The organism is Paenibacillus sp. NPDC056579 (assembly GCF_042793215.1).
Lineage (GTDB): Bacteria > Bacillota > Bacilli > Paenibacillales > NBRC-103111 > Paenibacillus_S.
The window spans coordinates 537,047-559,622 of record NZ_JBHTVD010000002.1 but is presented as its reverse complement, the minus strand read 5'-3'; the positions used below and the strand labels follow the sequence as shown (position 1 = coordinate 559,622).

Sequence of the window (22,576 nt, the reverse complement as noted above, 5' to 3'; positions counted from 1 at the left end):
CTTAATTCTCCGTTCTCATCTCGGACTCGTGCCATGAGCTGAGCATCCATTTGGAAAAGGCATTAACCAGAAGGAAAAACGCGATGCCCAGCACGGATGCGGATAAGCCGCAAGCGAACAAATACGGGGTTTGCAGACGCGATGCCGCAACCGTGATGGCGTACCCGAGACCGCCCTTTCCTCCGCCTATTCCCGCGATATATTCCCCTACGATGGCACCGATAACAGCGAGAGTACACGAGATTTTGAGACCTGCTACAATATACGGCAGCGCTGCCGGAATACGGAGCTTCCACATTGTCTGAAAACGGTTAGCGTTGTACAGGTAAAACAGATTTTTCATATTGTGATCCGTAGAATTCAACCCGATCAGCGTGTTGGAAAGCATCGGGAAAAAGCCGATGAGGAACGCGATGATAACAATGGCGTTCATCCCCGCCCCGAACCAGATAACGATAATAGGAGCTACCGCCACGATAGGGATCGTCTGAAGAATGATCGCGTACGGGTAGACGCTTTTCTCAATCAGCTTGGAGCTTGCCAGCAGCACGGCTCCCGACACGCCGAGGATAATGCTCAGAATGAAGCCCACCACCGCTTCGGCGATGGTTGTAACAACGGATACCCATAAGCCGCTTGCATTCTCGACTCCTGCTTTATAAATATCCGATGGCTTCGGCAGGATGTAAGGAGGAATCGCGAGCAGCTTCACAACCAGCTCCCAGCCGCCGACAAAGACGAAGAAGGCGACCAGGGGAGGCAGAATTTGCTTAAAAAAGGCCGGAAATGCTCCTGTCCTGCTTCTGTTTCCTCCATCCAGCTTGTTAGTCCGGACTGCACGCTCCCGGGCAGGCTGTATTTCTTCGGACACCGCCTGCATATAGCTTTTATCCATAGCCATGGGACCACTCCTTTCCGCTTAAGGTTCGTAGATGATTTTACCGGGGTTAAGCAATCCGAGCGGATCGTTCTCCCGCTTCCTTCGCTGCATGCTGCCGACTTCTCCGCGTCCTCCGTTGTCGAGCACCCAAGTGTGGGGATCAAATATTTTGACGCCGATCGATTCAAAATAACGAATAATTTCGTACAGCCGCTCCTCCGTCGTATATTTGATGATCGGAAGCGAAGAAGGGGTCAGCTTGCCGCCGTTACGAATCCATTCAAAATGAAGCAGCACTTCATCGCCGAATCTGCCCTTGATCTGGCGAATTTGTTCCAAATACCGGTCGGGTGCAAAGCCGGACTGCAAGTAGGTAACGGTCGGGTCGCTCTTCAAAGCCCATAACGTCGTATGGTTCCATGTAAAATCGGATAGTCCGATCGTCTTCCGGTACTGTGCCGCCGGAATTCGGTGGCCGATCCGTCCTCCGAATTGCCCGGCCAGCTCGGCTACTGCATCCCCCGACGCTTCGTCGGTTTCGAGCAAGGCAGCGGCAGCTCCGGATTCAAGCGCCTTGCCGATTGGCTTGAAATAAGCAGGGATCGGCCATTCCATCGGGCTGATCAGCCTTTTTTTCACATGCTCCGCATGTCCCAGCGCTTCCCCAAACTGCACGCATGCTTCAAAATCGTCAAAATGAACGACCGTCTGCAGCCATTCGGTGTGTGGCGCCAAAGGAATTGTAACCTCCGTCATGATGCCGGTCGTACCGTAGTTATGAATGTAATCGAACAGCTCCGCTCCGCGAACGATCCGCCTTCTGGGGATTTCCTCCATCGTATAGACGGCAGCCTCCAGCACATTGCCATCCCACAGATTTCCCCACGTAATGGAGCCGATGCCGCCGGATCCGCCGCTAACGAAGCCTCCCACCGTCGCCTTGGCGTAGGTGCTTGGGTAAATTCGCAGCTCCTGGCCGAGCTCACGTGCTTTTTTATCCAATAACCCGAGCTTGACTCCGCACTGTACTCTGGCATAGCCGTCGCCGATTTCGAGGATACGGTCCAGGCCGCTCAGATCCAGCACTAGACCTTGCTCCAGTGGCACTGCTTGCCCATAGTTGCCTGTACCGGACCCTCTGACCGTAACCGGAATACGGTGACGGTAGGCGAACGACAGCGTCAGCGCAACCTCTCGCTCGTCTGTCGCCAGTACGATGCCGTCGGCTATTTTCCCCTGCAGCTTTCCGTTCAGAACCGGAGAATACCAATAGTAATCCTTGGATAACCGCTCCCTCGACTCCGTATCCAGCAGCAGCCGGTCATCGCCCAGCAAATCCACCATTTCCTTTTCCCAACCGATAGCCATCCTCGCGCCCCCCTTTTTTAGTCCTAATGCTTTAAACTGCTCGATACGTGCCTGACCAGCTCACTGAACTGCGTCGTTGTCCGGAAGTGCTCATCTCTCGGGAACGGCACCGGAATGTCTATCTCGTCGGAAACCTTGCCGGGACGCGGCGTCATGACGATAACCCGGGTCGATAAGAACACCGCTTCGAACACATTGTGCGTGACGAACAGCACCGTCATCTTCTTATCCTTTTGCCAAATGTTCAACAGTTCGTCCTGAAGCGTCTGCCGGGTAATCTCGTCGAGCGCCCCGAACGGCTCATCCATAAGCAGCAGCTTCGGCTTCGACACCAGCGCCCGCGCAATCGATACGCGCATTTTCATACCGCCGGACAGCTGTCTCGGCAAAGCTTTCAAGTAATCCTTCAGCCCTACAAGCTCCAGCGCTCGTTCGGCTTCCTCCTTTTGCTGCTTCTTCGGAACGCCGCGCAGTTCTAGCGGTAATACGACATTGTCCTGCACGGAGCACCAGGGCAGCAGCGTATGATCCTGGAAAACAAACGCGATCTCGCTCTGCTTGCGCGCCTCCTTCGGCGTGAGACCGAGTATGTCGAGCGTCCCTCCGGTCGGATCGCCCAAACCGGCTATCATTTTGAAAATCGTCGATTTCCCGCAGCCGGAAGGGCCGACGAAGCTTAGAAATTCGCCTTCCTTAATATCTAGATTCACATCGCTCAGCGCGACCGTTCCATTCTGATACGTCTTCGATAATCTCTGCATCCGGACTAACGTGTTTCCCTCGATCGATTCCGTGATGCCGGTTTCTATGCCCGTACTCCCCAGCGGTTCATTGGATATCTTTACATTCATCCACTCACCCCCGATGGAATCTCGTCCTTCACGTCACGGCTTGCTTTGAGAGATGCCATATCGAACTGCGAAATTTCCAGAAGTGCCTCGGCCAACAGACGTCCGCCCAGCTCCAGCATCATCTCGCCCTTCTCGGCGGTCGCTTGCCTGGCATCTCCGGCAATACCGGTATTCGAAATATCGTCGGTAATCCAGGCGAACGCTTTGCTCTTGAATTGCAGGTAACGCGATTCCGGGAAATGAGGCAGCTCCGTCGGCGCTGCGTCCATATTCACCCAATGATGTTGTGCCGCCAGAACGATCGAAGTCTCTACGTCGCCTGCGTGGATACCTACTTTTTTCTCGGCAGGACTGATCAGAGCTTCACCTAAGCCGAGCGATCCCGGATCCAGCCGGAATACGGCAAGTCCCGTATCGATTCTGATTTCCCGAGCCATCATGTTCAACAGATCGGTGTTGCCCCCGTGTGTATTTAAAAGCAGCAGCTTGTTAAAGCCGCTCTGCCGTACGCTTCTTGCGATATCTAGAAGAACCGACATCAACGTTGTAGCCGATAAAGTGATGGTACCGGGATGTCCCAGATGCTCCGTGCTTTTGCCGTAAGGAAGCGGCGGAAGCAGCCAAATGTTGGCGTCATCCGGAAGCTCCTCGAATGCCCGTGTTAGAAAAGCTTCCGCAATGAGCGTATCGGTAAAGACCGGCATATGAGGCCCGTGCTGTTCTACAGCTCCTACAGGCAGTACAAGCAGCGCATCCCGCTTCGGCATCGATTCGACCTCCAGCTTGCTTAAACGCGGAAAAAACCGTTCATCCCAAGCTTTCCCTTCATATCTTCCTCTCATGACAATGAACACCTCCGTTTAATCCTTATTGTAGTTCAGGAATTGAGCCGGGTAAATGGCTAAGTAATGTTTTTGTAATATTATATAACATAAAAACAAATTTTTGTGCTTGATGCACTTTAATTATGGATTTATATGTATTATTAAATAACATATCACTCACCTTCAGCCACTCCAGAACTGTGGGGTAAACTAAAAAACCGCATCTGCCATCAGGCAGACACGGTTATCCATGAAACATTTGGCCAGAGATCCGTCGTATCGTTCGACTATAGCCGTTTCTTCATATGGAACCCCCTCACTTTATTTCATTATTTTCTCGACCGCTCTTACGATAGATCCATAGCCTGTGCACCGGCACAAATTACCCGATAGTCCTTCCTCGATCTCCGCCCGGGACGGACACGAATTAGCCGCAAGCAGACCTTTGACCGACATAATCATCCCCGAGGTGCAGTAGCCGCATTGAAACGCTCCTTCTTCCAGAAAAGCACGCTGAACCGGATCGGAGTCAGGACCGGCCAACCCCTCAATCGTGACGATATCTCTCCCTTCACATTGGTACGCCATCAACAGACAGCTGTTCGCCGGCTTGCCGTCCAGCAGCACCATGCAAGCCCCGCATCGCCCCATTTCACAGGAGACTTTGGTTCCGGTAAGCTGCATATCCTCCCTGAGAATGTCCAACAGCCTGCGGGACGGAGACACCTCGCCCAGCCTGATCACCTCGCCGTTCAACCGGCAGCTCCAACCCGCCTCATCCATGATCATCAGTACCCTCACCTCCCTCTACCCGCAACGGTTCAATTAACAGCTCATGCGATACGGGGAGCTTCTCGACCCGACGGCCGGAAGCATCGTATATAGCGGAAGCGATAGCCGGGGCTACCGCAACCGTACCTACCTCGCCGATCCCTCTCGGTCCGTACGGATCACTCTCAGGCAGCTCCTCTATTGCCTCCAAGCTAAATTGCGCCGGAGTATCCGCAATGGTCGGAACGAGATACGTATCCAAATTTTTCGTCAAGTAATGCCCGGAAGACATCAGCGCATCCTCAGTCAGGGTAAAGCCAAGCGCCATACTGCTCCCTCCTTCGATTTGCCCAAGAAACCCCATCGGATTAATAACTGGACCGGCCGCAACGGCGTGGAACTGTTCGGTTACCTTCGCCTTTCCGGTCAGCGTGTTTACCTCCACTTCCACAACAACCCCCGTATAGGTATAAAGAAAATGCCCGCCCATCACCGCATCCGGTGTCGTAGGAAAATGAAATTGACTGGTTACACTGAGAATCTGGTCACTCTCATCCGCAAGTCGCGCATACGTAACTACCGGATGACGGTCGGCATCGTCCGCACGGTCCATCTCAACCCGGCGCCATACACCCCCGGGACCGGTATCCAGCTCCTCCGGAGCCAAGCCGGTTATGGCGGAAGCTCTTTTAAGCAATTTATCGAGAAAAGGCTGCCTCATCCGCTGCAGCGCCTGCCACAGCATCGTCGTCGCCCTGGATGCCGTGCTTGATCCGCTGTGCGGCACCCTGTCGGTATCGCCGATGACCATTTCGATATCTTCCTTATTGCAGCGAAAGTGATCCAGCAGCATGATTTGCAGCGTGGCCAACAGCCCTTGGCCGAACTCCTCATAGCCGAATGCCGCCTCAATCTTGCCCGATCGGTTCAATGACAGCCTGCCGCCGCCGAAATCCGGCAATCCGAACCCAAGCCCCGATCCATGCATCGCAATAGCAGCGCCGATTCCTCTGCGTATCCAAGGAGGGCGGAGCTCTTTTTCACAGCCAGAGACTTTCTTGTTCCACAATTCACTGCGGCGTATCGATTCCCATATTTGTCTCGCTCCATCGGTAGCTACAATTCGCTGCCCCATCGGACCGGGATCGTCCTTTTCGCGCAGGTTCATCCTGCGAAATTCCCACGGGTCCATTCCCAGCTCGCTCGCCAAACGGTCCATTTGGCCTTCAAGTGCGAAGATGACCTGATTGCCGCCAAACCCGCGAAACTCACCGGATACTCCGTTGTTCGTATAGACCGAGACCCCTTCCACATCGACATGTGCGATCCGGTATGGACCCATCGCATGCTCGGTCGCAAAGTTCAGCACCGCCGGTCCCAGCGTCGCATAAGCTCCCGTATCGGCAACAATCCGGACTTGATGCGCAAGAAGCCGCCCATTGCTATCAATTCCCGTCCGCATCGTTATTTTCATCGGATGGCGCTTCAACCCGGCACGCACGGATTCCCAGCGGTCCTGATGCAGCTTGACCGGGCGACCGCTCTTCAGGGCGAGCATGGCTCCGAACGGCTGGATGTTCAACTCGTCCTTCCCGCCGAAAGAGCCTCCTATCGGACTGGATACGACTCTGATATCCTCCTCCGGCATAGCCAATATGCGCGACAGCTGCATTCTATCCTTGTATCCGTGTTGGGTAGGCGCATAAACGGAAAGCCTCCCGTCCGCTTCAGGCACGAACAATCCGCCTTCCGTCTCCATATAGGCATGCATCTGTCTAGGGGTATAATATGTCCCTTCTACGACATAGGCACATTCCGCGAACACATCTTCCGCGCCGCCTCGCTTGTAATTCGTCCGATGCAGCACATTGCCGGAAGGATGCAGCTTTATCGCATCCGGCTTCAGCGCTTCCTCGGGATCATCCAGCACCGGAAGCTGCACATAAGTAACTTCAATCAGCTCTAGCGCTCTCTCGGCAATGTCCAGGCTATCGGCCGCTACCGCCGCCACCGCATCGCCGATAAACCGCACCCGGTCCTCACACAAAACCGGCTGGTCGGGGATGGCGATACCGAACCGGTTCATCCCCGGAACATCCTTGTGAGTAATAACGGCACGGACGCCGGGCAGCCGCTCCGCCTTTTCCGTGCGGATCGATAAAATCCAGGCATGGGCATGCTCGCTCCGAAGCACTTTCCCGCAGAGCATGCCAGCCATATGCCGGTCGGTCAAATAAGCCAGCGCGCCCGTAACCTTCTCCGCTCCATCCGGACGGGTATGCCAGCGGGCTCCAGCCGTTTCTTTATTTAACAGCATCGCTATCCCCTCCTCGCTTGCCGTTGTTCCTTCGACGCGTACTCCACAATTCCGATACGATCAAGTTAGCCGCAGCCGTCCTCCGGTATTCCGCGGTCGCGAATGCATCTTGGAACGCCTTCCATTCCGATGATATCCCATTCAACACCCGTCGCATCATCTCCGGGGTCAGTTCCTTGCCTTCGAGCAGCGCTTCCGTCTCGTGCAGACGCTGCGCCGTACTCGCCCCGCCACCGACAGCCAGCTTCGCCGTCGCTACTCGCCCGTCTTCATGCAACCTCAAGGAGCCGGCTGCCGTTATGAGCGATGGCACGAACGCTTCCCTTCGCCCGACTTTATGATAAAAAACGATCCGACGCTTCCTTTCCTCATCGGATCCCCCTTCGATTTCATCTCCATTTGCGACTAAACCCGTCAAAATACGGTGATCATGCGCATTCAGTCCTGAATCTTTTGCAGCTGCCAACCAATCTTCCAGCGACTCCGTCACGCATTCACCGCCGTCGAACCAGACCAACTCAGCTCCGAGCACTAGAAGAGCAGGAATAGCGTCCCCTATCCCGGATGCGACATTGCCTCCGATCGTCCCCTGATGGCGGATCGACGGAGCAGCAATAGTCCGGCAAGCTTCGGCAAGCAGCTTGCTGTATGGATTTCTTCTTACCCCCTCCAGAGTCGTGAGCGGACCAATACGTAATACCTGGCGCTCCGGCGGTGACGACCGAATGACTCGAATCCCTTTTAGCGCAGATATTCGTTCCAGACTTATCAGATGACGAGGCATTGCAGCCGCACCGGCTTCCCATTGCGTCCGCAGCAGCGTGCCTCCCGCCACAAAACAGCTCTCAGCCCCCAACGCACGGCGCAGCTCCCACGCTTCCGCCAGATCGGAAGGCTGCCACACACGAGGAACGGAATACATCTCGTAAGAACCTACAGCCATCAGCTTCCCCCTCCTCCGCCAATCATCCCAACTTTACGGGCGTCTTGTTTATTTCAAACTACAATTAAATGTAATCATCGCGTCAATTTATATAGCACAAGGGTGAGAAAAGCCTCTAGCAACGCCCCTCCCAGAGGAGCGACTGAAAGCTTTGCAAAAGCAAAACTTACTTCGTACGCGTGGTAGTTTTTATCGCCGGTTGGAAAGATCCTCGATACGCTTTATCGCTTTACCGAACTTAAACTTTCCAATGCGGTAAAAAAATCGGATGCGTTCCAAATCTTCCGGAGTATCCGCATCCAGGAAGCGGTACGTTTCCGCTTCATCTCTTATCATCCCGCTATAATGAGGCAAGCCGAATAGCGATCTCGCCCCTTCGTCGCCCTCCAGCTTCCGCAGCACGTCAAACATCGATTTTGCAAACAGCACAGGCGGCCTCGGCGCACCCAAACAACCCGCTGCAACGTAGTCCAATCCCGGACGCTCCTTGTAGCTGCCGATTAAACGATTGATCATCTCCGCACTGACGAGCGGCTGATCTGCCAATAGAACAACCACCGCGTCCGGTTCAGAGACTTCACAAGCAGCCTGCAGTCCGCAGCGCAGCGAATGCGCCATTCCTTTGTCCGAGTCGAAGCAAACCGCTCTCTGTAGCCGCCCTTCTGTGCACGCAGCACCAAACGACGGGGATAGCCAATCCACCTCACCTCCGCGCGTCACTACAACAACCCGGTTTAGCGCAGATTGCAGCGCTTGGTCCAACGCATAGCCCCCGAGCCTCCGTCCGGCAGCAAGCTCAATCGACAGCTTGGATCGCCCCATCCGGCGGCTGGCGCCGGCTCCCAAGTAAATCCCGGCTATATCCATGATCCTCCCCCGCTTTCTCGACATTCTTGTTCAGCATTCCTAATCTTCGCACTTGTATCAGTTGGGCGACGATACTTACGGCAATTTCCTCCGCGCCATCCGCACCGATCGCCATCCCTACCGGGTATTCGAGCCATTCCGGGACCTCGCGCTTTTCCAGCATACGCTCGGTACGGGTTCGCGAGCCCATGATCCCCAAATATTTGAGCTTAATTGGCATCAGCAGCCTAAGCAGCTCTTGATCTTTGGGAAAATAGTGACTCATTAGCACGACATAATCTCCATCCTTGATACCGGTATGCAGGAGAATTTCTTTGGGACTCCCTACAAACAGCGAAGCAGCTGCAAATCGCTCCTTTGTGCACAATGCCTGGCGCCAATCCGCAACCAGAACACGAAATCCGCCCTTCGCGGCAAGCTCCGCTACCGGTATCGCATCATCCGTAGCGCCGAACAATAACAATCTTGGGCTGGATGCATGCACACACTCCATAACTTGCCCGCCTCCAGGTCCGACATGCAGCAGCAGCCCCTCTTCAGCCTCACGCCCCGCCGCCTCCAATCGATATTCCAACACTTCCGAGAAATCAGAGTTCATGATTCGCGCAAACCGCACAACCATCCCTTCGTCGAGCAGCCGTTTCACCCAGCTTAGCCATTCCCGCAACCGATCGTCGATCGGCTCCAGCAGCACTCGAATGAACCCTCCACAGCCGACAGCTTCGCCCCACGACAAATCGTCGATTGGCCGCATGTCGTACTCAACTAGCACCGGAACACGGCCCGACCACACCTCATCTACTCTTGCATTCAAATCGGCTTCCAAGCAGCCGGGGCTTATTTCCCCAAGCGTTCCAGCCTCCCCCATCAAAAGCATGGCGGCACCGGCCTTCCTGTACGCATGCCCGTCAACCTCCACCACGGTTGCAAGCACCATCACCCGTTCGAATGAGAACACAGCTTGAAGCAGCCGGTGCATATTCATAAAATCCCCCCTTCAACCACCTCTCGGGCCATTACATCCGTTTGATAAGCCGCTTGATCGAACGGTCCGATTCTTTTAGTATCCGTTGTTTATCCAACGTCAGGTGACGCTTGTTCTCCAGCACCACTTTACCGTCAATCAGCACCGTCTCTACGTCGCCGCGGGTGGCGGAGTAAACGATACGAGAGTACATATCAACATCGTAGGATGGGAATGTATGGAAGTCATTCAAATCTATCATGATCAAATCAGCCCGCTTGCCGGGCTCGATACTGCCGATCTCAGACTCCATGCCAAGAACCTCCGCCCCGCCCATTGTTGCCATTCGCAACACCGTCTTCGCATCCATCGAAGTGGGACCATGCTCCGCCTTATGAATCAATGCCGCGAGCCTCATCTCCTGGAACATATCCAGATTGTTGTTGCAAGGCGCTCCATCCGCACCGAGACCGACATGAATCTCACGGGACAAGAGCTCCGGAATTTCGGCTATGCCGGACGCCAGCTTCAGATTTGAACCGGGACAGTGGGTTACCTTCACCCCTTTGTCCCGTATAATCCGCTTTTCCTCCTCATCCAGCCAAATACAATGCGCCAGAATCAGCCTCGGATTCGCCAAGCCGATATGGTCGAGGTATACGACATTACGCATTCCGCGTTCTTGTTCCACCAGCTCGATTTCTCCGCGATTCTCCGATGCATGGGTATGAACCCTCACATCGTAATGCGCACTTAGATCTCTCACTTCCTTAAGCAGCCGTTCGGTGCAGGATACAACAAATCGCGGGCAGAACGCATATTGGATCCGGCCATCGTCGAGACCGTTCCACTTCTCCAGAAGCTCCACGCTTTGCCGAAGCGATTCCTCCGTACGCTCCAGCAGTCTGTCAGGGACATTGTCCCCATGATCCATCATCACCTTGCCGGATATAGCCCGCAACCCGCTCTCTGCAATGGCACGAAAAGCCGAATCCGTATAGTTGACCGTCTCCATATCCAATATCGTCGTCGTTCCGCTGCGAATGAGCTCGCCGATCCCTAACAAAGCGGAATAATATACCGACTCCTCGTCATGCGATGCCTCCAGCGGCCAGATCCGGTTCCTCAGCCAATCCATCAGCTCCAGATCGTCGGCCCTCCCTCGAAACAGCGTTTGGCACAAATGAACATGCGTTTGCACAAAGCCCGGAAGCAGCACCTTGCCCGCCCCCTGCAGAACGCGGTCCGCCTGTTTTTCCAGCGCTCCGAGATCCGCTCCTATATGCACGATACGCTGTCCCTCAATCCATACATCTCCGATAAACTGCTCATCCGCCGAATTCATCGTCAGGATGTGAGCTTGTTTTATTAGCAGCTTCATGGCAGCTTCTCCCTTCCGGCAGCAATTCAGCTAGACAACCTTCAGCATTTGTCTGAAAACGAACACCAGCTTTAATCTGAGCAAATCATTGACATTTTTAAAATCCACCTCAAGAATTTCACCGATCTTCTCCAAACGATATGCTGCTGTATTGCGATGAATGAACAATTGCTTGGCCGTTTCGTTGATTTGCCCGTCGTTTTCAATGAACGCCTCGAGGGTACGCAACATTTCCTGAGAATAGTCAGGATCCTTACTCAAAAGCGCATCCAGCACCTCTTCACAGAAGGTGGCCATGCTTTCCCTGGGCAAATGTTGGAACAAGTAAGAAAACTCCACCGTCTCGAACTGAACCACCGCATCCTTCAACCCCAGCTTCTCGGCAAGGCTGTACACCCCCGCGCACTCCCCGTAGGCTTCCTGCAGAGATTCAGGCCGCTTCTTCTTGTTGCTGACGCACACTCTAACTCCGCGCCACTCTCTTGAAGTGTCAGCGGCACCGTTCATACACGCAGTCAATATCGCAGACAGCTTCCCGTGACCCGGAAACGAGTCTGCAGGATAGAGCGAGAACATCCCTTCCTCCAAATGAAAATGGAGCACCTGCAGCCCTTTGAGCTCCGGGTGGCATTGCAGCTCTTCCCTTATGCTCCTGAGCAGCCTCTCGCGTCCCCCTTCTCCCTTCAACGGGCCCGCAGCCGTCAGTACGCATTGATAAGGTCCGCGAAGCAAAGGTATGCCCAGCCTTTCCGCACCGTCCATCAGCGTTTTAAGCGTCCCATCCCCCTTCAAATAGCGGGACATGAGCGTTCCCAAGTCATTTTGAATCGTATTTTCCGTATACTCTTTATAGATGAAGCTTATATGGTAGGAGATGATTTCCGCAGCCTGCAGGAACAACCCCTCCTCCACTTTCATCAGCTGGTCTTCCATCGTATAAAACATCGCATAACCGACGCACTCATCCTTCTCTGTCAGCGGTACCCTGAAGCAGCGTCCGTCCTCCGTGTAAATCCATTTGCCGGCGTCCTTCCACGGCCAGCCTCTAGTCAACCGAGCCTCTGCGAGCGGAGTGGCATTGAACAAAACATGGCCGCGATAGTTGACCACCGCAATCGAATAACCGATAATGCCCATGATTGTATGAAAAAAATCGCTGATATGATCCGATTTGAGTGCGAACCGCATCAGCTTCTTTTGTTTATCGAGAACGGAATGGAGCACCCTTGTATTCCGCTGCATTTCCGCCTGGAACAGACCGTTCATCTGGTCGGAGAACGTAAATTGAAACGGAAGCTCGATGAGCGGGAAGGCAAGCCGGTCCGCCTCCTCCAGGATCGCCTCGGGAACCTCGGTCCAGAATCTGCCCAGCTTAATACCAAGGCCTGCCGAGCCCCTTTGATCCAGCTTGCGCAGCAGCTGCACGGCATCCGCGGGACGATCCTTCATCAAGTAGGCGGTCGTAAACAGCATTTCGCCATCCTTGATCCAATCGGTTATGTCCGGAGCATCCATCACATTGACGGATTTCACTATTCTCGATGTCCCTGATCGGCCTGCAATCAGCTTCCCTTCCGATAACGGAAAGATCGACAGCGCCTGTTCCACCGTCAGATGCATACCCAACCCTCCTTCTCGATAGATAATGAAGCAGTCTCCTACAAACCGGCCAACAGAATGTTTGTTAATTATATGTTATATTAAATAACATTATAATCACCGAAATACGAAAAAACAACTAGTTGATGTTATATAATATTACATTAAGTAAAAAGGGATACGATTATTTTTCAGAGTATCTCTTTTGCACACGTGTTCAGCTTGCTATTTTGCGATTTCTTCTTTACTATGGAAACTAGTGAGACATTGTGCTCCTTATTATTGCTTCGATACCTACTTACCTGCGAGTAATCAACTATCTGGGAAAGGATGAGATTCCATGTCCAAGCTGGAAAGCGAACAAAGCTCCGCCATCGTTCAAGCTAGCAACTACATCCCGAAGCAGCCTACGCATATTGAATGCTCCATCGAGAAAACATTGGACGCCATAGGAGGCAAATGGTCGTTTCTCGTGCTTCGCGAGCTGTTCGGCGGAACCAAACGTTTCGGCGAGCTGCAGAAGCGCATCAAATCCATCAGCCCGAAGTCGTTAACCGAAACGCTGCGCCATCTGGAAGAACAAGGTGTACTTGAACGCACCGCATATCCCACCGTGCCCGTCACCGTAGAATACACCTTAACGCCTAAGGGGCAGGACCTTCATCAAATATTGAAAGCAATGAAGCTTTGGGCCGCCAAATGGTCCTAGCTATATCCCCTTGTTGACGAGGTGTACGCATGATAGCGTTTTACAGGAAATATTGGAGAACCGTGTTTGATATCGCATTACTGCTTCTAACCGTTTACTTATTCATGCTGCTGTTCAGCTATTTATACCGGATCGCTACCCCGATCTTTCTCGCATTTGTCATCTACTTGATTATCGAGCCATTGGCCCGCTTCCTGCATCGAAAGGGATTAGGCAAGAGCATCGCTTCCGCCATATCCACCTTCTTGTTTATTCTGGTTATCCTCGGCGCCATCACGGGCATCGGAGTCATATTTACGAGCCAAATCCTTAATCTTAAAGACAAGCTGCCTGAATATTCGGCGATTTTACAAAATCAGATCGTTCTCAAAACACAATTTCTGCATGACCGGCTCGTTACTATGCCTTCGATTCCGAGCGATATCGCTCAGAAAATAACAGAGTATTCCACAGAAATCACGCAAAAATTAACGGCTCTGGCCGGGCAATTTTTGACCGGAACGTTTACGATGCTGACGAGCTTCTCGACGTTTGTCGTCAACTTCGTTATCGCCATTATTTTGGCGTACTTTTTAAGCATTGAGATTGAGTCTTGGAAAAGATTGGCGAAGAATAAAACGCCGAAGACGTTCAAAGCGGCCTTTTACTTTTTGAGGGATAACGTTTTGAAGGGGATCGTCGGATACCTGAAATCTCAGGCCAAGCTGATTACTTTGACCTTTATTGTCGTCTTCATCTCGCTTGTAATTCTAGGCGTGAAAAATTCGTTCTCGATAGCGCTTCTCTCCGCCGTATTCGACGTTCTGCCGCTGTTGGGCGTATCCACCCTGTTCATACCGTGGATTGTCTACTTATTCGTCGTCGGGCAAACGGTGCTGGCGGTATGGCTCACCATTCTTCTGGTCGTCGTCATTTTGGTCCGTCAAATCATGGAGCCCAAAATTACCGGAGATTCGCTCGGAGTGTCGGCGTTTACGATGCTGTCCTTCATGATCATCTCGCTTTCGTTGTTCGGTGTCGCGGGCTTGATCCTGTCTCCCGTCCTTATCATTACTATCAAGGCTCTCTACGAGCAAGGCTACCTTCAGCGCTGGATTCGTTGGCCGGAAGGTGAATAACGGCATGGCATCATTGGGTAAACCGCAGCAACGGAACAAATCCCCCAAAAGTGAAGATCATGCTTCGAAGCTTTGCACCGCATCATTTCCTAAACAACAAAAAATCGGGGTTTCGAACTTAGGTTCGAAGCCCCGATTGTCAGTTGGATAAATATTTGCGTTCGGCCCGGTCGGTGAAGAAATTCATTAGAAACAAGGTTACCGCGATATCGTCAACCGGCAGAAACGGCATAAGGTCCGGCATAATCCAGTAGACGAGTACCGGCACCGCGAACAGCAGCTTTTCCGTCAGAGGCACTCTGGGAGAAGCCAGCAGCGGACCGATCCGGCGAAACACGTGACCCCAGTAACGGAATGAAATAAGTCGCTTCCACATACGAAATCCCTCCCTGGTTGTTGGCTTCATCGCCGCATCATTTCCATAATGAAAGCAAGTCTTCTCCTCTAGTATAGCGAATTTCCGCCAAAAAGAAAAAGAGGCCGCCGGACGGCCCCTCATACTACTAAAGCTTCTAACATTAGTCCTGCGACATCTTCGTAAATCGAGGGGAACTGGTCAATAGGCAGCGGATTGACTCCGAACCCCGCTTCTATTGTAAATCCCGGCTTTCGAAACTCTTGAATGAACCAGTCTTTATAGCCTGCATCGCTGTCCGTCAGCTTCACGGGCAAGTATCGGCTGACCGCACCAAACCGGTTGGCAATCGTTTCGGCCTCGGCCGGCTCCATATCCCGGTAATTCCAGTAAATTTCTTTTCCCTGTGTATGAAAAGCCATCACAAGCCGAAACGGGTGACGCCGCGTAAACTCCGCCATCGCCTGAGCTTCAGGCTCACAAAGAGGCGACTCGCCGGTATAATCGCGAGGTCCCGGACCCGGCACATCTCTTCGTTCCTTCTCCGTTTCCCAATGAGCCGGAAACTGGTCGTTCAAATCAACGCCGCGGAGGTTCGCTTTCCATCCCGAAAAATCATGAGAGCCTGAATTCCACTCCAGCAGCTGCGAGTATTGCGGATGGTCCGGCTCAATTCCTTCAAGTCCCTTAAGCGCGAGCTCCACTCCATCGGGATTGACCATAGGGACTATCCAGAGCGAGGTTTGCCTGAACCGTTCGTTCATATCGCAGCCCCGAAGCAAAGTCCCCGCTGCATAAGCATCCGCATAGTCCTCCACAAATTTCATCAGCAAAAGCGATGTAATCCACTCATTGGCATGGAAGGCGCCGTTGAAATGGATGTGGTGCTCGCCCGTCCCCAGACGTACTACCGGAATCCTGCGTCCCATGACGCTCGTTCCAATGGTATCCGTTCGTATAAACGGGTACTTCTCCTCCAGCCGGGCGATATGGGCTAGCAGCTCAGAGTATCCGTAATTCTCATTTCCGCGGACTATCGTCAATGTCGTCCCTCCTTTTGGCAAAAGCTCCTTTATCCCCTATTCTCCTCTTAGGAAGAGGCTAACTAATTATGTATACGCAATAAGACGTGATTCATTCCTTGGCAATGCAATCACTTGATGAGTACGGCAAATAATAAAACAGACGTCCGGATACGATACCCGGGCCGCCTGCCGTTGGTTTTGGTTTAAATAATATGAGGGACCTGCCATACTACGGGCGTTACCCTAATTTGCTCATTAAGCCAAGATTGCGCAATATGCCTGAACATAACGGGGTCCCCGCTGCAAAGAAATTGATGGACGGGCAAGAAATTCGATGTCGCTAACATCCCTTTATGGTACAGGATCGTGCTAATCTCCCTCGCCGTCTCGTCAGCCGAGCTGATCAGCGTTACACCAGGTCCCATGACATCCGAAATCATGTCAGCCAAGAATGGATAATGGGTGCACCCAAGGATCAAGCAATCCATAGGCTGCTGTTTTAATCTTTGCAATGATTGCTCGACAATCGTTCTTGTCTGAGCGGTGTGAAACTGCCCTTTCTCCACGAGTGGAGCAAGCAAAGGACAAGCTTCGCTGTATACTTGAATGTTCGGAGCTATTTGCCGCAAAGCGTGCTCGTAAGCGCCGCTCTTGATCGTGCCTTCCGTTCCGATGACACCGATGCTTCCGCTCCGCGTCGTCTTGATAGCCGCACGGGCACCCGGATGAATAACGCCGACTACAGGAATGGATAAGCGTGCACGAATCTCATCCAGAGCGACAGCCGTTGCTGTGTTGCAGGCGATAACAACCATTTTGGGTTGGAACTGCAATAAATAATCTACGATTTGATGCGTATATTGAACTACTTCATGGGAGGGTCTCGGGCCGTAAGGAGCTCGGGCCGTATCGCCAAAATAAATGATTTTCTCTTGCGGGAGCTGGCGCATGATTTCTTTGACTACAGTCAGGCCGCCGACTCCTGAATCCAGTATGGCTATCGCTTGCTGCACAAGTTCTCGCTTCCTTTGACTGTGAATTGATGAAACGCTGCATGCCTCTAATAGATTATGATGGTAGAAGCTGAAAGGTACCAGCGAACAACAGCGTCATTACATCATAACAGAAGCGACGGCATGTTTCCAACCTTTGAACCCAAAGGAAATGCTGTTATTTCGCTGACGGCTTTATATCGGATAAAAGTGCAAATTCATAGCCCGCTTCCCGGACCCCTTTAATAATGCGATCCAACGCTTCAATATTTTCCTCGGACCCCTGATGCATCAAAATAATGTTGCCGTCATGCAAATTGTTCATAATGTCGTTATACGGATCGTCCGCTCCGTTCTTGCGGGGCTCCCAGTCCCTCATGGCAGTCGACCAAAAGACGGATGTATATCCCATCTCCGAGACCATTTGGAGCAGATGCATATTGTAGCTTCCATAAGGAAAGCGGAAATACGGCTGAATCTCTTTGCCCGTTACTTCCTTGTACAATTTCTCGTAATCGTGAATTTCCTTCTTCACCTGCTCATCGGTCTGCTTATTCATGTCCGTATGCGTCATCGTGTGATTAGCAACCAAATGGCCGTCCTCCACCAGCTGCCTGACGAAATCCGGCGCTTTCTTCACATTGTATCCCGCGATGAAAAAGTTCGCCTTCGCATGGTTATCCCGCAAAGACTTCAACAGCAAATCCGTATCTCCCAATGGACCGCCCGTATCGATCGTCAAATAAACCTTCTTGCCCGTGCCGACATACAGCGCCTTCATATCTTTCGTAAATGATTTCGTTTCATTAGGAAAATTGGGCACCTGTCCCTTCGGCTTCTTCATGTAGTACCAGGACAAGGCTTTTCGATCGGCTGCTGCCGGTTTTCCTCCCGACCCGTAAGTAGATGAGGTTGCCGTAGCCGCAGGGGGCGGTGTACTTTCCTTGCTCTCCTTGCTTTTGTCGGGTGCCGCAGCTCCTTCTCCCGATTCCGGCTGACCGGCAGGAACCTTATCCTCCTCGGGCTTGCCCGGTACGACAGCCGACGTTGAAGAACCCGGTCCATTAGCCGGAGCGGGATCCATCGGCGGCTTCGTCGGCTTGGCTGAGTCGTCCCCTACACGCGTCTCCACAGCGGACGTCTGCTTGCTCTGTTGTGAGGCGGAATCGGAGCAGGCTTGCATCAGCAGAGCCATACTAAGGATAAAAGCATAAAGGCCCGTATTTCTCGTTGTCATGCATCGCGTCCCCTTTTAACTGGAATGTTTGTTGCAGCTTGTCCACGACAAGAAACCAAAATACGAATTTACGTTCGTATATATTTTACCAAATGAAGCATGATGTGGCAATGGAAGCTGTCTGATATCATCGGGCAATCCGTGCGGACCGCGGTTCCTTTACAAACACCCCAATCATGACGCTGCAAACTAAAAAACTCCCCCGGCCGCAGACCGGAGGAGTGTTGCGCTAGAGATTAAACAAACTTAGGCAGCCAGTTGCCATGCGCTTCGATCAAATCGTCGCACATTGCTACGATATCATCCATCGAAAGCTCTGCCGCCGTATGAGGATCCAGCATAGCCGCATGATAAATGTGCTCTTTTTTGCCGGTGACGGCCGCTTCGAGCGTCAACAGCTGCGTGTTGATGTTCGTGCGGTTCAATGCCGCCAGCTGCGGAGGAAGATCTCCGACATAAGTAGGCGTTACGCCATCAGCATCGACCAGGCAGGATACTTCGACGCAAGCTTCTTTCGGCAAGTTGGTGATCAAGCCGGTATTCATGACGTTGCCGCCGATTTTGAACGGAACGTTCGTTTCCATTGCATCGAACATGTAGGAAGCATACTCTTTGGAGCGTTTATGCTCCAGGTTCTTGTTATTAACCAGCTCTTCGCGCATCGTCGTCCATTTCTCGATTTGGCGAACGCAGCGGCGAGGATACTCATCGAGCGGAATGTTGAAGCGCTCGATAAGCTCCGGATAATTGCGCTTGATGAAGTACGGATGGTACTCCGCATTGTGCTCCGAGGACTCGGTTACATAGTAACCGAAGCGGAACATCAGCTCGTAACGAACCATATCCTTGTGCAGCTCCTGCTGCTTCTCGCGAGCGCGGCGCTTGATTTCAGGGTACAAGTCGACGCCGTCCTTCGTCACTTCAAGCAGCCATGCCATATGGTTGATCCCTGCGATTTTCCAATGCACGCCTGTGGAATCCAGGTCGAGGTTTTTGAACAGGTGGGATACGCAGCCTTGAACGCTGTGGCAGAGCCCGACGGTTTTCACGCCGCCATAAGTGTTCATTGCGTTAGTCAGAACCGCCATAGGGTTCGTATAGTTCAGGAACCAAGCGTCCGGACAAACCTCCTGGATGTCTTTGGCGAAATCCAGCATGACCGGAATGGTACGCAGGTTCCGGAAAATACCGCCGATACCGACCGTGTCGGCAATCGTTTGGCGCAAGCCGTACTTTTTAGGGATTTCGAAGTCGGTGATCGTACAAGGATCGTAGCCGCCGACCTGGATCGCATTACAAATGTATTTCGCTCCGTGAAGCGCTTCTTTGCGGTCGGTATACGCTTTCACCACGCAAGTGCTGCCGAGGGTCTGCTTCAAGTTGTTCAGCATGTTCTCGGAATCTTTCAGACGAACCGGATCAATGTCGAACAACGCCAGCTCGAAGCCTTGAAGCGAATCGACCATCATGCAATCGCCAAGAACGTTTTTGGCAAATACCGTACTACCTGCACCCAAAAAAGTGATTTTAGACATGTTTGCCTCCCATATCCATTAAGGTTTTATAATTCATACCTTGACTATACTCGCTGCCGCCGGGAATGCATATGGAGACAAACCACTTCAATATGGATTATTGTAGTTCATTCTTCGAATTAGCGCTTTCGCTCGGCCAAAGCTAGCAAAATATGTATAATAGTTATGAGAGTGAACGCCACGAACGCCAAAAACGGGATCGTAACAAACCCGAGCCAGTCGATATAATCGACGTCGCACGGAACGGGACCGCAAGCCGTCGCGCCGTCCTTGAACCAGGAAGTCTTTTGCATCAAGTAATGATAGAGCGAAACTCCCATTCCCCACACACTGAGAGGCAGCACATAGAGGTACTGCTTCGTATCCTTGCGAACCGCCGCAATGCCGAGTATAATCACCAGTGGATACATCAAAATTCGTTGATACCAGCATAGCTTACATGGAAGAAAGCGCATTATTTCCGAGAAGTACAAGCTTCCGAGCGTAGCGACAAGCGCAACGACCCATGACAGATGTAGTGCGTTTTCTTTAATAAACCGATTCCATTTCATGCAGCAGCTCTCCTCTTTCATACCCGTTATTTAAAACCGGATTTTTGCTAACGTTATCATATCAAATTATGCCGAGGTGTTCCATATGAAGGAATCCTACCATTCCGTAGCGTTCAACCCGCATCCCGGAAAAGGAGAATTAGCCGTGCTCTTCAGCGGGCAAGCGCAAACCAAGCCGCAGCATCGCGTCGGTCCGCAGGTGCTGGACTATTATTTGGTTCATTATGTAGTATCCGGACGCGGGACATTCCGTTGTATGGGAACCGATTATCATTTGGAGAAAGGCAGCAGCTTCTTCATCTTCCCCGGGGAATTGGTGAGCTATGCTTCGGATGAAACGGACCCTTGGTGTTACCGGTGGATCGGATTCAAAGGAAATCAAGTCGATCAATTGCTGAGCAGCATCGGCATTTCCCAGCACGAGCCCGTGTCATCGACCAAATCTCCACGCAAAATGTCCACCTTGTTTCTCCAAGTGGAACAAACACTCAAAAAAAGATTATCACATTGCGATATGCAATCTCAGGGCTATATGCGGCTCATCATGGCGGAGTACGGGCAGGATGCCAGCCGCGATCCGATCGCGACGGAGGAAGCGTCGGGAATTCAGCAGCAGGTGGAGCAAGCTATCCGTTGGCTGACGCTGCAATATCACCAGCCGATTTCCATCGAATCTATGGCGCACAGTCTCGGCTATCACAGAACGCATTTGTCCAAAATGTTCAAGCAGCATACCGGCATGGCGCCGATGAACTTCTTGCTGAAAATCCGCATGGAACGGGCCAAAATTTTGCTGCTCGAATCATTGACAATAGAGCAGGTAGCCTCTTCGGTCGGCTTCAGCGATCCTCTTTACTTCTCGAAGCAGTTTAAAAAATGGTACGGCCGCTCGCCGTCGGAATACCGGCTGGACCAGTCGACGAATCCTTACGATTGCAACCAATAAGCCGGAGAAGAAAGGAAATTAGTTTCAAGCCGGAAACAGGCCTCCCTTTCGGACCTTAGATTCATAAGGCCGCGACATAGCATACCCTCTAAATAGGAAGAGCAAGACAAACTAAGCCCCGCGCCTAGAATGTCCTGCTCTTATTTTCTATGTTATACCGAGAAGCTGTACTGCACCTCTCGGCCGCGGCTATTGATCAGCTGGGGCCAGTCCTGCTGCGGCACAAGATCGACGACAGCCTTGATCCCGATGCGGGAGAAGTCGAGCTCCGGCACCTTTTCCAAAGCAAGCCTGTCGGTCATCATCCGGCCGAGAAGACCGGGATACTTGTCCTCCATCTGCTGCAAGCGGTACAGGCCGGTCTCGAAATCCTTGCGCGCCGCGTTGACGGAGCCAAGCACGCACTTGTTCTCGAGCACAAGCTCCTGATTGATCGCGTCCGCCGATACCGTGAGGCTCCGCCCTCCCGGCGTGACGCCGAGGAGCGCGAGCACGCCGCCCGGCGCGAGCGCGGTCATTGCCTCGAATGCAAGCGGACTGTAGCCCGTGCATTCGTAGATCATGTCGGCGCGCTTGCCGCTCTGCTGCAGAAACCCGCTGAGCGTCTCAGCGGGGGCTGCACCACCGGCGCCTGCCGCGCCGGGAGCCCCTGCCTGCCGGTACTCGGCACCGCAGGCACGAACCAGCTCCGCCGCCGCGGAATCCGACGGCGACAAGGACCATACGACGGTGTCGAGTCCGAGACACCGCGAGGTGAAGGCCGCCAACAGGCCGAGCGGCCCGGAGCCCAGCACTACCACCGTCTTCGGCTGCCAGACGAGACGCTGCTGAATGCGCTGGACCTGATCCCACACCTTCTCCACGATGCTTTGCGGCTCCGTGAGCACGCCGTAAGACAGGCAGGCAACCGGGACCTTGACCAAATAGGCGGCGTCTTCGACGTAATATTCGGATAAGTAGCCGTGGCTGCCCTTGATGCCCCGCTCCACGTAATGGCCCGTCTCGCAAAAATCCGCCCGGCCGTTGCGGCAGTTGACGCAGTCCGGGTCGCTGCAAGGGCGCCGCACCAGCGCGCTTACGAGGTCGCCCGGCACAAGGCCGCTGCCGGCGTCGGCTTCCGCCACGACGCCAAGCGATTCATGACCGATGGTCAGCCCGTTGTCCCCCTCAGGGGGAACGCCGTACTTCTCGGTCATGAGCTCGCGGTCTGTGCCGTCGAGGCCGACGCACAGCACGCGCACCAGCACATCGCCCGGCACTCTCCGCTCCGGGCGCTCCACTTCGCTCAGCTCGAGGCGTACGCCCTCGGCTTCAGCTTGCTTCGGCGCGGCGTACCCCATCGC

The 22,576-nt window shown here is 53.0% G+C and carries 21 protein-coding genes; 3 read left to right on the top strand and 18 right to left on the bottom strand.

Annotation, left to right across the window (positions count from 1 at the left end; all coding sequences use genetic code 11):
* Nucleotide 1: 1 nt before the first annotated feature.
* The 11 genes from ACFQ88_RS10045 to ACFQ88_RS09995 all read right to left on the bottom strand — a co-directional run bounded on the left by ACFQ88_RS10045 (nucleotide 2) and on the right by ACFQ88_RS09995 (nucleotide 12,786).
* Nucleotides 2-901 carry an ABC transporter permease gene (locus tag ACFQ88_RS10045; protein ID WP_379454007.1) on the bottom strand — a complete coding sequence of 300 codons (900 nt, stop codon included), beginning with the start codon at nucleotides 899-901 and terminating at the stop codon, nucleotides 2-4.
* 18 nt (nucleotides 902-919) lie between these two features.
* Nucleotides 920-2,248, bottom strand: a complete 1,329-nt coding sequence (locus ACFQ88_RS10040; RefSeq protein WP_379454006.1) for an FAD-binding oxidoreductase — start codon at nucleotides 2,246-2,248, stop codon at nucleotides 920-922.
* A gap of 23 nt (nucleotides 2,249-2,271) precedes the next feature.
* Nucleotides 2,272-3,009, bottom strand: a complete 738-nt coding sequence (locus tag ACFQ88_RS10035) for an ABC transporter ATP-binding protein (RefSeq protein WP_379454359.1) — start codon at nucleotides 3,007-3,009, stop codon at nucleotides 2,272-2,274.
* Between the two features lie 86 nt (nucleotides 3,010-3,095).
* On the bottom strand, nucleotides 3,096-3,941 hold the full coding sequence (locus ACFQ88_RS10030; protein ID WP_379454005.1) for a creatininase family protein: 846 nt from the start codon (nucleotides 3,939-3,941) through the stop codon (nucleotides 3,096-3,098).
* A gap of 303 nt (nucleotides 3,942-4,244) precedes the next feature.
* Nucleotides 4,245-4,712: a (2Fe-2S)-binding protein gene (locus tag ACFQ88_RS10025; RefSeq protein ID WP_379454004.1), complete on the bottom strand. Its 468-nt coding sequence runs from the start codon at nucleotides 4,710-4,712 to the stop codon at nucleotides 4,245-4,247.
* The gene (pucD, locus tag ACFQ88_RS10020) at nucleotides 4,699-7,011 is read right to left on the bottom strand and encodes a xanthine dehydrogenase subunit D (RefSeq protein WP_379454003.1); all 2,313 of its coding nucleotides are present in this window, start codon (nucleotides 7,009-7,011) and stop codon (nucleotides 4,699-4,701) included. Before pucD ends, ACFQ88_RS10025 begins: the two co-directional genes overlap by 14 nt.
* Nucleotides 6,998-7,954 (bottom strand): FAD binding domain-containing protein, encoded by a 957-nt coding sequence (locus tag ACFQ88_RS10015; protein ID WP_379454002.1) that lies wholly within the window; start codon nucleotides 7,952-7,954, stop codon nucleotides 6,998-7,000. The genes pucD and ACFQ88_RS10015 overlap by 14 nt, the downstream gene beginning before the upstream one ends.
* Before the next feature lie 189 nt (nucleotides 7,955-8,143).
* Nucleotides 8,144-8,821: a nucleotidyltransferase family protein gene (locus tag ACFQ88_RS10010; protein WP_379454001.1), complete on the bottom strand. Its 678-nt coding sequence runs from the start codon at nucleotides 8,819-8,821 to the stop codon at nucleotides 8,144-8,146.
* On the bottom strand, nucleotides 8,751-9,806 hold the full coding sequence (locus ACFQ88_RS10005; RefSeq protein ID WP_379454000.1) for an XdhC family protein: 1,056 nt from the start codon (nucleotides 9,804-9,806) through the stop codon (nucleotides 8,751-8,753). The genes ACFQ88_RS10010 and ACFQ88_RS10005 overlap by 71 nt, the downstream gene beginning before the upstream one ends.
* A 31-nt stretch (nucleotides 9,807-9,837) precedes the next feature.
* Nucleotides 9,838-11,166 (bottom strand): 5'-deoxyadenosine deaminase, encoded by a 1,329-nt coding sequence (locus tag ACFQ88_RS10000; protein WP_379453999.1) that lies wholly within the window; start codon nucleotides 11,164-11,166, stop codon nucleotides 9,838-9,840.
* A 30-nt stretch (nucleotides 11,167-11,196) separates the two neighbouring features.
* Nucleotides 11,197-12,786 carry a PucR family transcriptional regulator gene (locus tag ACFQ88_RS09995; protein WP_379453998.1) on the bottom strand — a complete coding sequence of 530 codons (1,590 nt, stop codon included), beginning with the start codon at nucleotides 12,784-12,786 and terminating at the stop codon, nucleotides 11,197-11,199.
* Nucleotides 12,787-13,105: 319 nt separating this feature from the next.
* Between ACFQ88_RS09995 and ACFQ88_RS09990 the strand changes: the two genes are divergently transcribed.
* Nucleotides 13,106-13,474, top strand: a complete 369-nt coding sequence (locus ACFQ88_RS09990) for a winged helix-turn-helix transcriptional regulator (protein WP_239633383.1) — start codon at nucleotides 13,106-13,108, stop codon at nucleotides 13,472-13,474.
* A 29-nt stretch (nucleotides 13,475-13,503) separates the two neighbouring features.
* Nucleotides 13,504-14,592 (top strand): sporulation integral membrane protein YtvI, encoded by a 1,089-nt coding sequence (gene ytvI / locus ACFQ88_RS09985; protein ID WP_239633382.1) that lies wholly within the window; start codon nucleotides 13,504-13,506, stop codon nucleotides 14,590-14,592.
* Between the two features lie 139 nt (nucleotides 14,593-14,731).
* On the opposite strand, the gene ACFQ88_RS09980 is transcribed toward ytvI, so the two are convergent.
* The 6 genes from ACFQ88_RS09980 to ACFQ88_RS09955 all read right to left on the bottom strand — a co-directional run bounded on the left by ACFQ88_RS09980 (nucleotide 14,732) and on the right by ACFQ88_RS09955 (nucleotide 20,287).
* On the bottom strand, nucleotides 14,732-14,968 hold the full coding sequence (locus ACFQ88_RS09980) for a hypothetical protein (protein WP_239633381.1): 237 nt from the start codon (nucleotides 14,966-14,968) through the stop codon (nucleotides 14,732-14,734).
* 119 nt (nucleotides 14,969-15,087) lie between these two features.
* Nucleotides 15,088-15,990: a M14 family metallopeptidase gene (locus ACFQ88_RS09975; RefSeq protein ID WP_379453997.1), complete on the bottom strand. Its 903-nt coding sequence runs from the start codon at nucleotides 15,988-15,990 to the stop codon at nucleotides 15,088-15,090.
* 185 nt (nucleotides 15,991-16,175) lie between these two features.
* On the bottom strand, nucleotides 16,176-16,985 hold the full coding sequence (gene racE / locus ACFQ88_RS09970; protein WP_239633379.1) for a glutamate racemase: 810 nt from the start codon (nucleotides 16,983-16,985) through the stop codon (nucleotides 16,176-16,178).
* Nucleotides 16,986-17,142: 157 nt separating this feature from the next.
* Complete coding sequence (locus ACFQ88_RS09965; RefSeq protein ID WP_379453996.1) at nucleotides 17,143-18,201, bottom strand: delta-lactam-biosynthetic de-N-acetylase; 1,059 nt, start codon at nucleotides 18,199-18,201, stop codon at nucleotides 17,143-17,145.
* A gap of 236 nt (nucleotides 18,202-18,437) precedes the next feature.
* A complete protein-coding gene (gene melA / locus ACFQ88_RS09960; RefSeq protein ID WP_379453995.1) occupies nucleotides 18,438-19,736 on the bottom strand; it encodes an alpha-glucosidase/alpha-galactosidase in 1,299 nt (432 codons plus the stop codon).
* 119 nt (nucleotides 19,737-19,855) lie between these two features.
* The gene (locus ACFQ88_RS09955; protein WP_379453994.1) at nucleotides 19,856-20,287 is read right to left on the bottom strand and encodes a disulfide oxidoreductase; all 432 of its coding nucleotides are present in this window, start codon (nucleotides 20,285-20,287) and stop codon (nucleotides 19,856-19,858) included.
* Nucleotides 20,288-20,372: 85 nt separating this feature from the next.
* Between ACFQ88_RS09955 and ACFQ88_RS09950 the strand changes: the two genes are divergently transcribed.
* Nucleotides 20,373-21,233 (top strand): AraC family ligand binding domain-containing protein, encoded by an 861-nt coding sequence (locus ACFQ88_RS09950; RefSeq protein WP_379453993.1) that lies wholly within the window; start codon nucleotides 20,373-20,375, stop codon nucleotides 21,231-21,233.
* A 152-nt stretch (nucleotides 21,234-21,385) separates the two neighbouring features.
* On the opposite strand, the gene ACFQ88_RS09945 is transcribed toward ACFQ88_RS09950, so the two are convergent.
* Nucleotides 21,386-22,573, bottom strand: a complete 1,188-nt coding sequence (locus ACFQ88_RS09945) for a glucose 1-dehydrogenase (protein ID WP_379453992.1) — start codon at nucleotides 22,571-22,573, stop codon at nucleotides 21,386-21,388.
* Nucleotides 22,574-22,576: the final 3 nt, after the last annotated feature.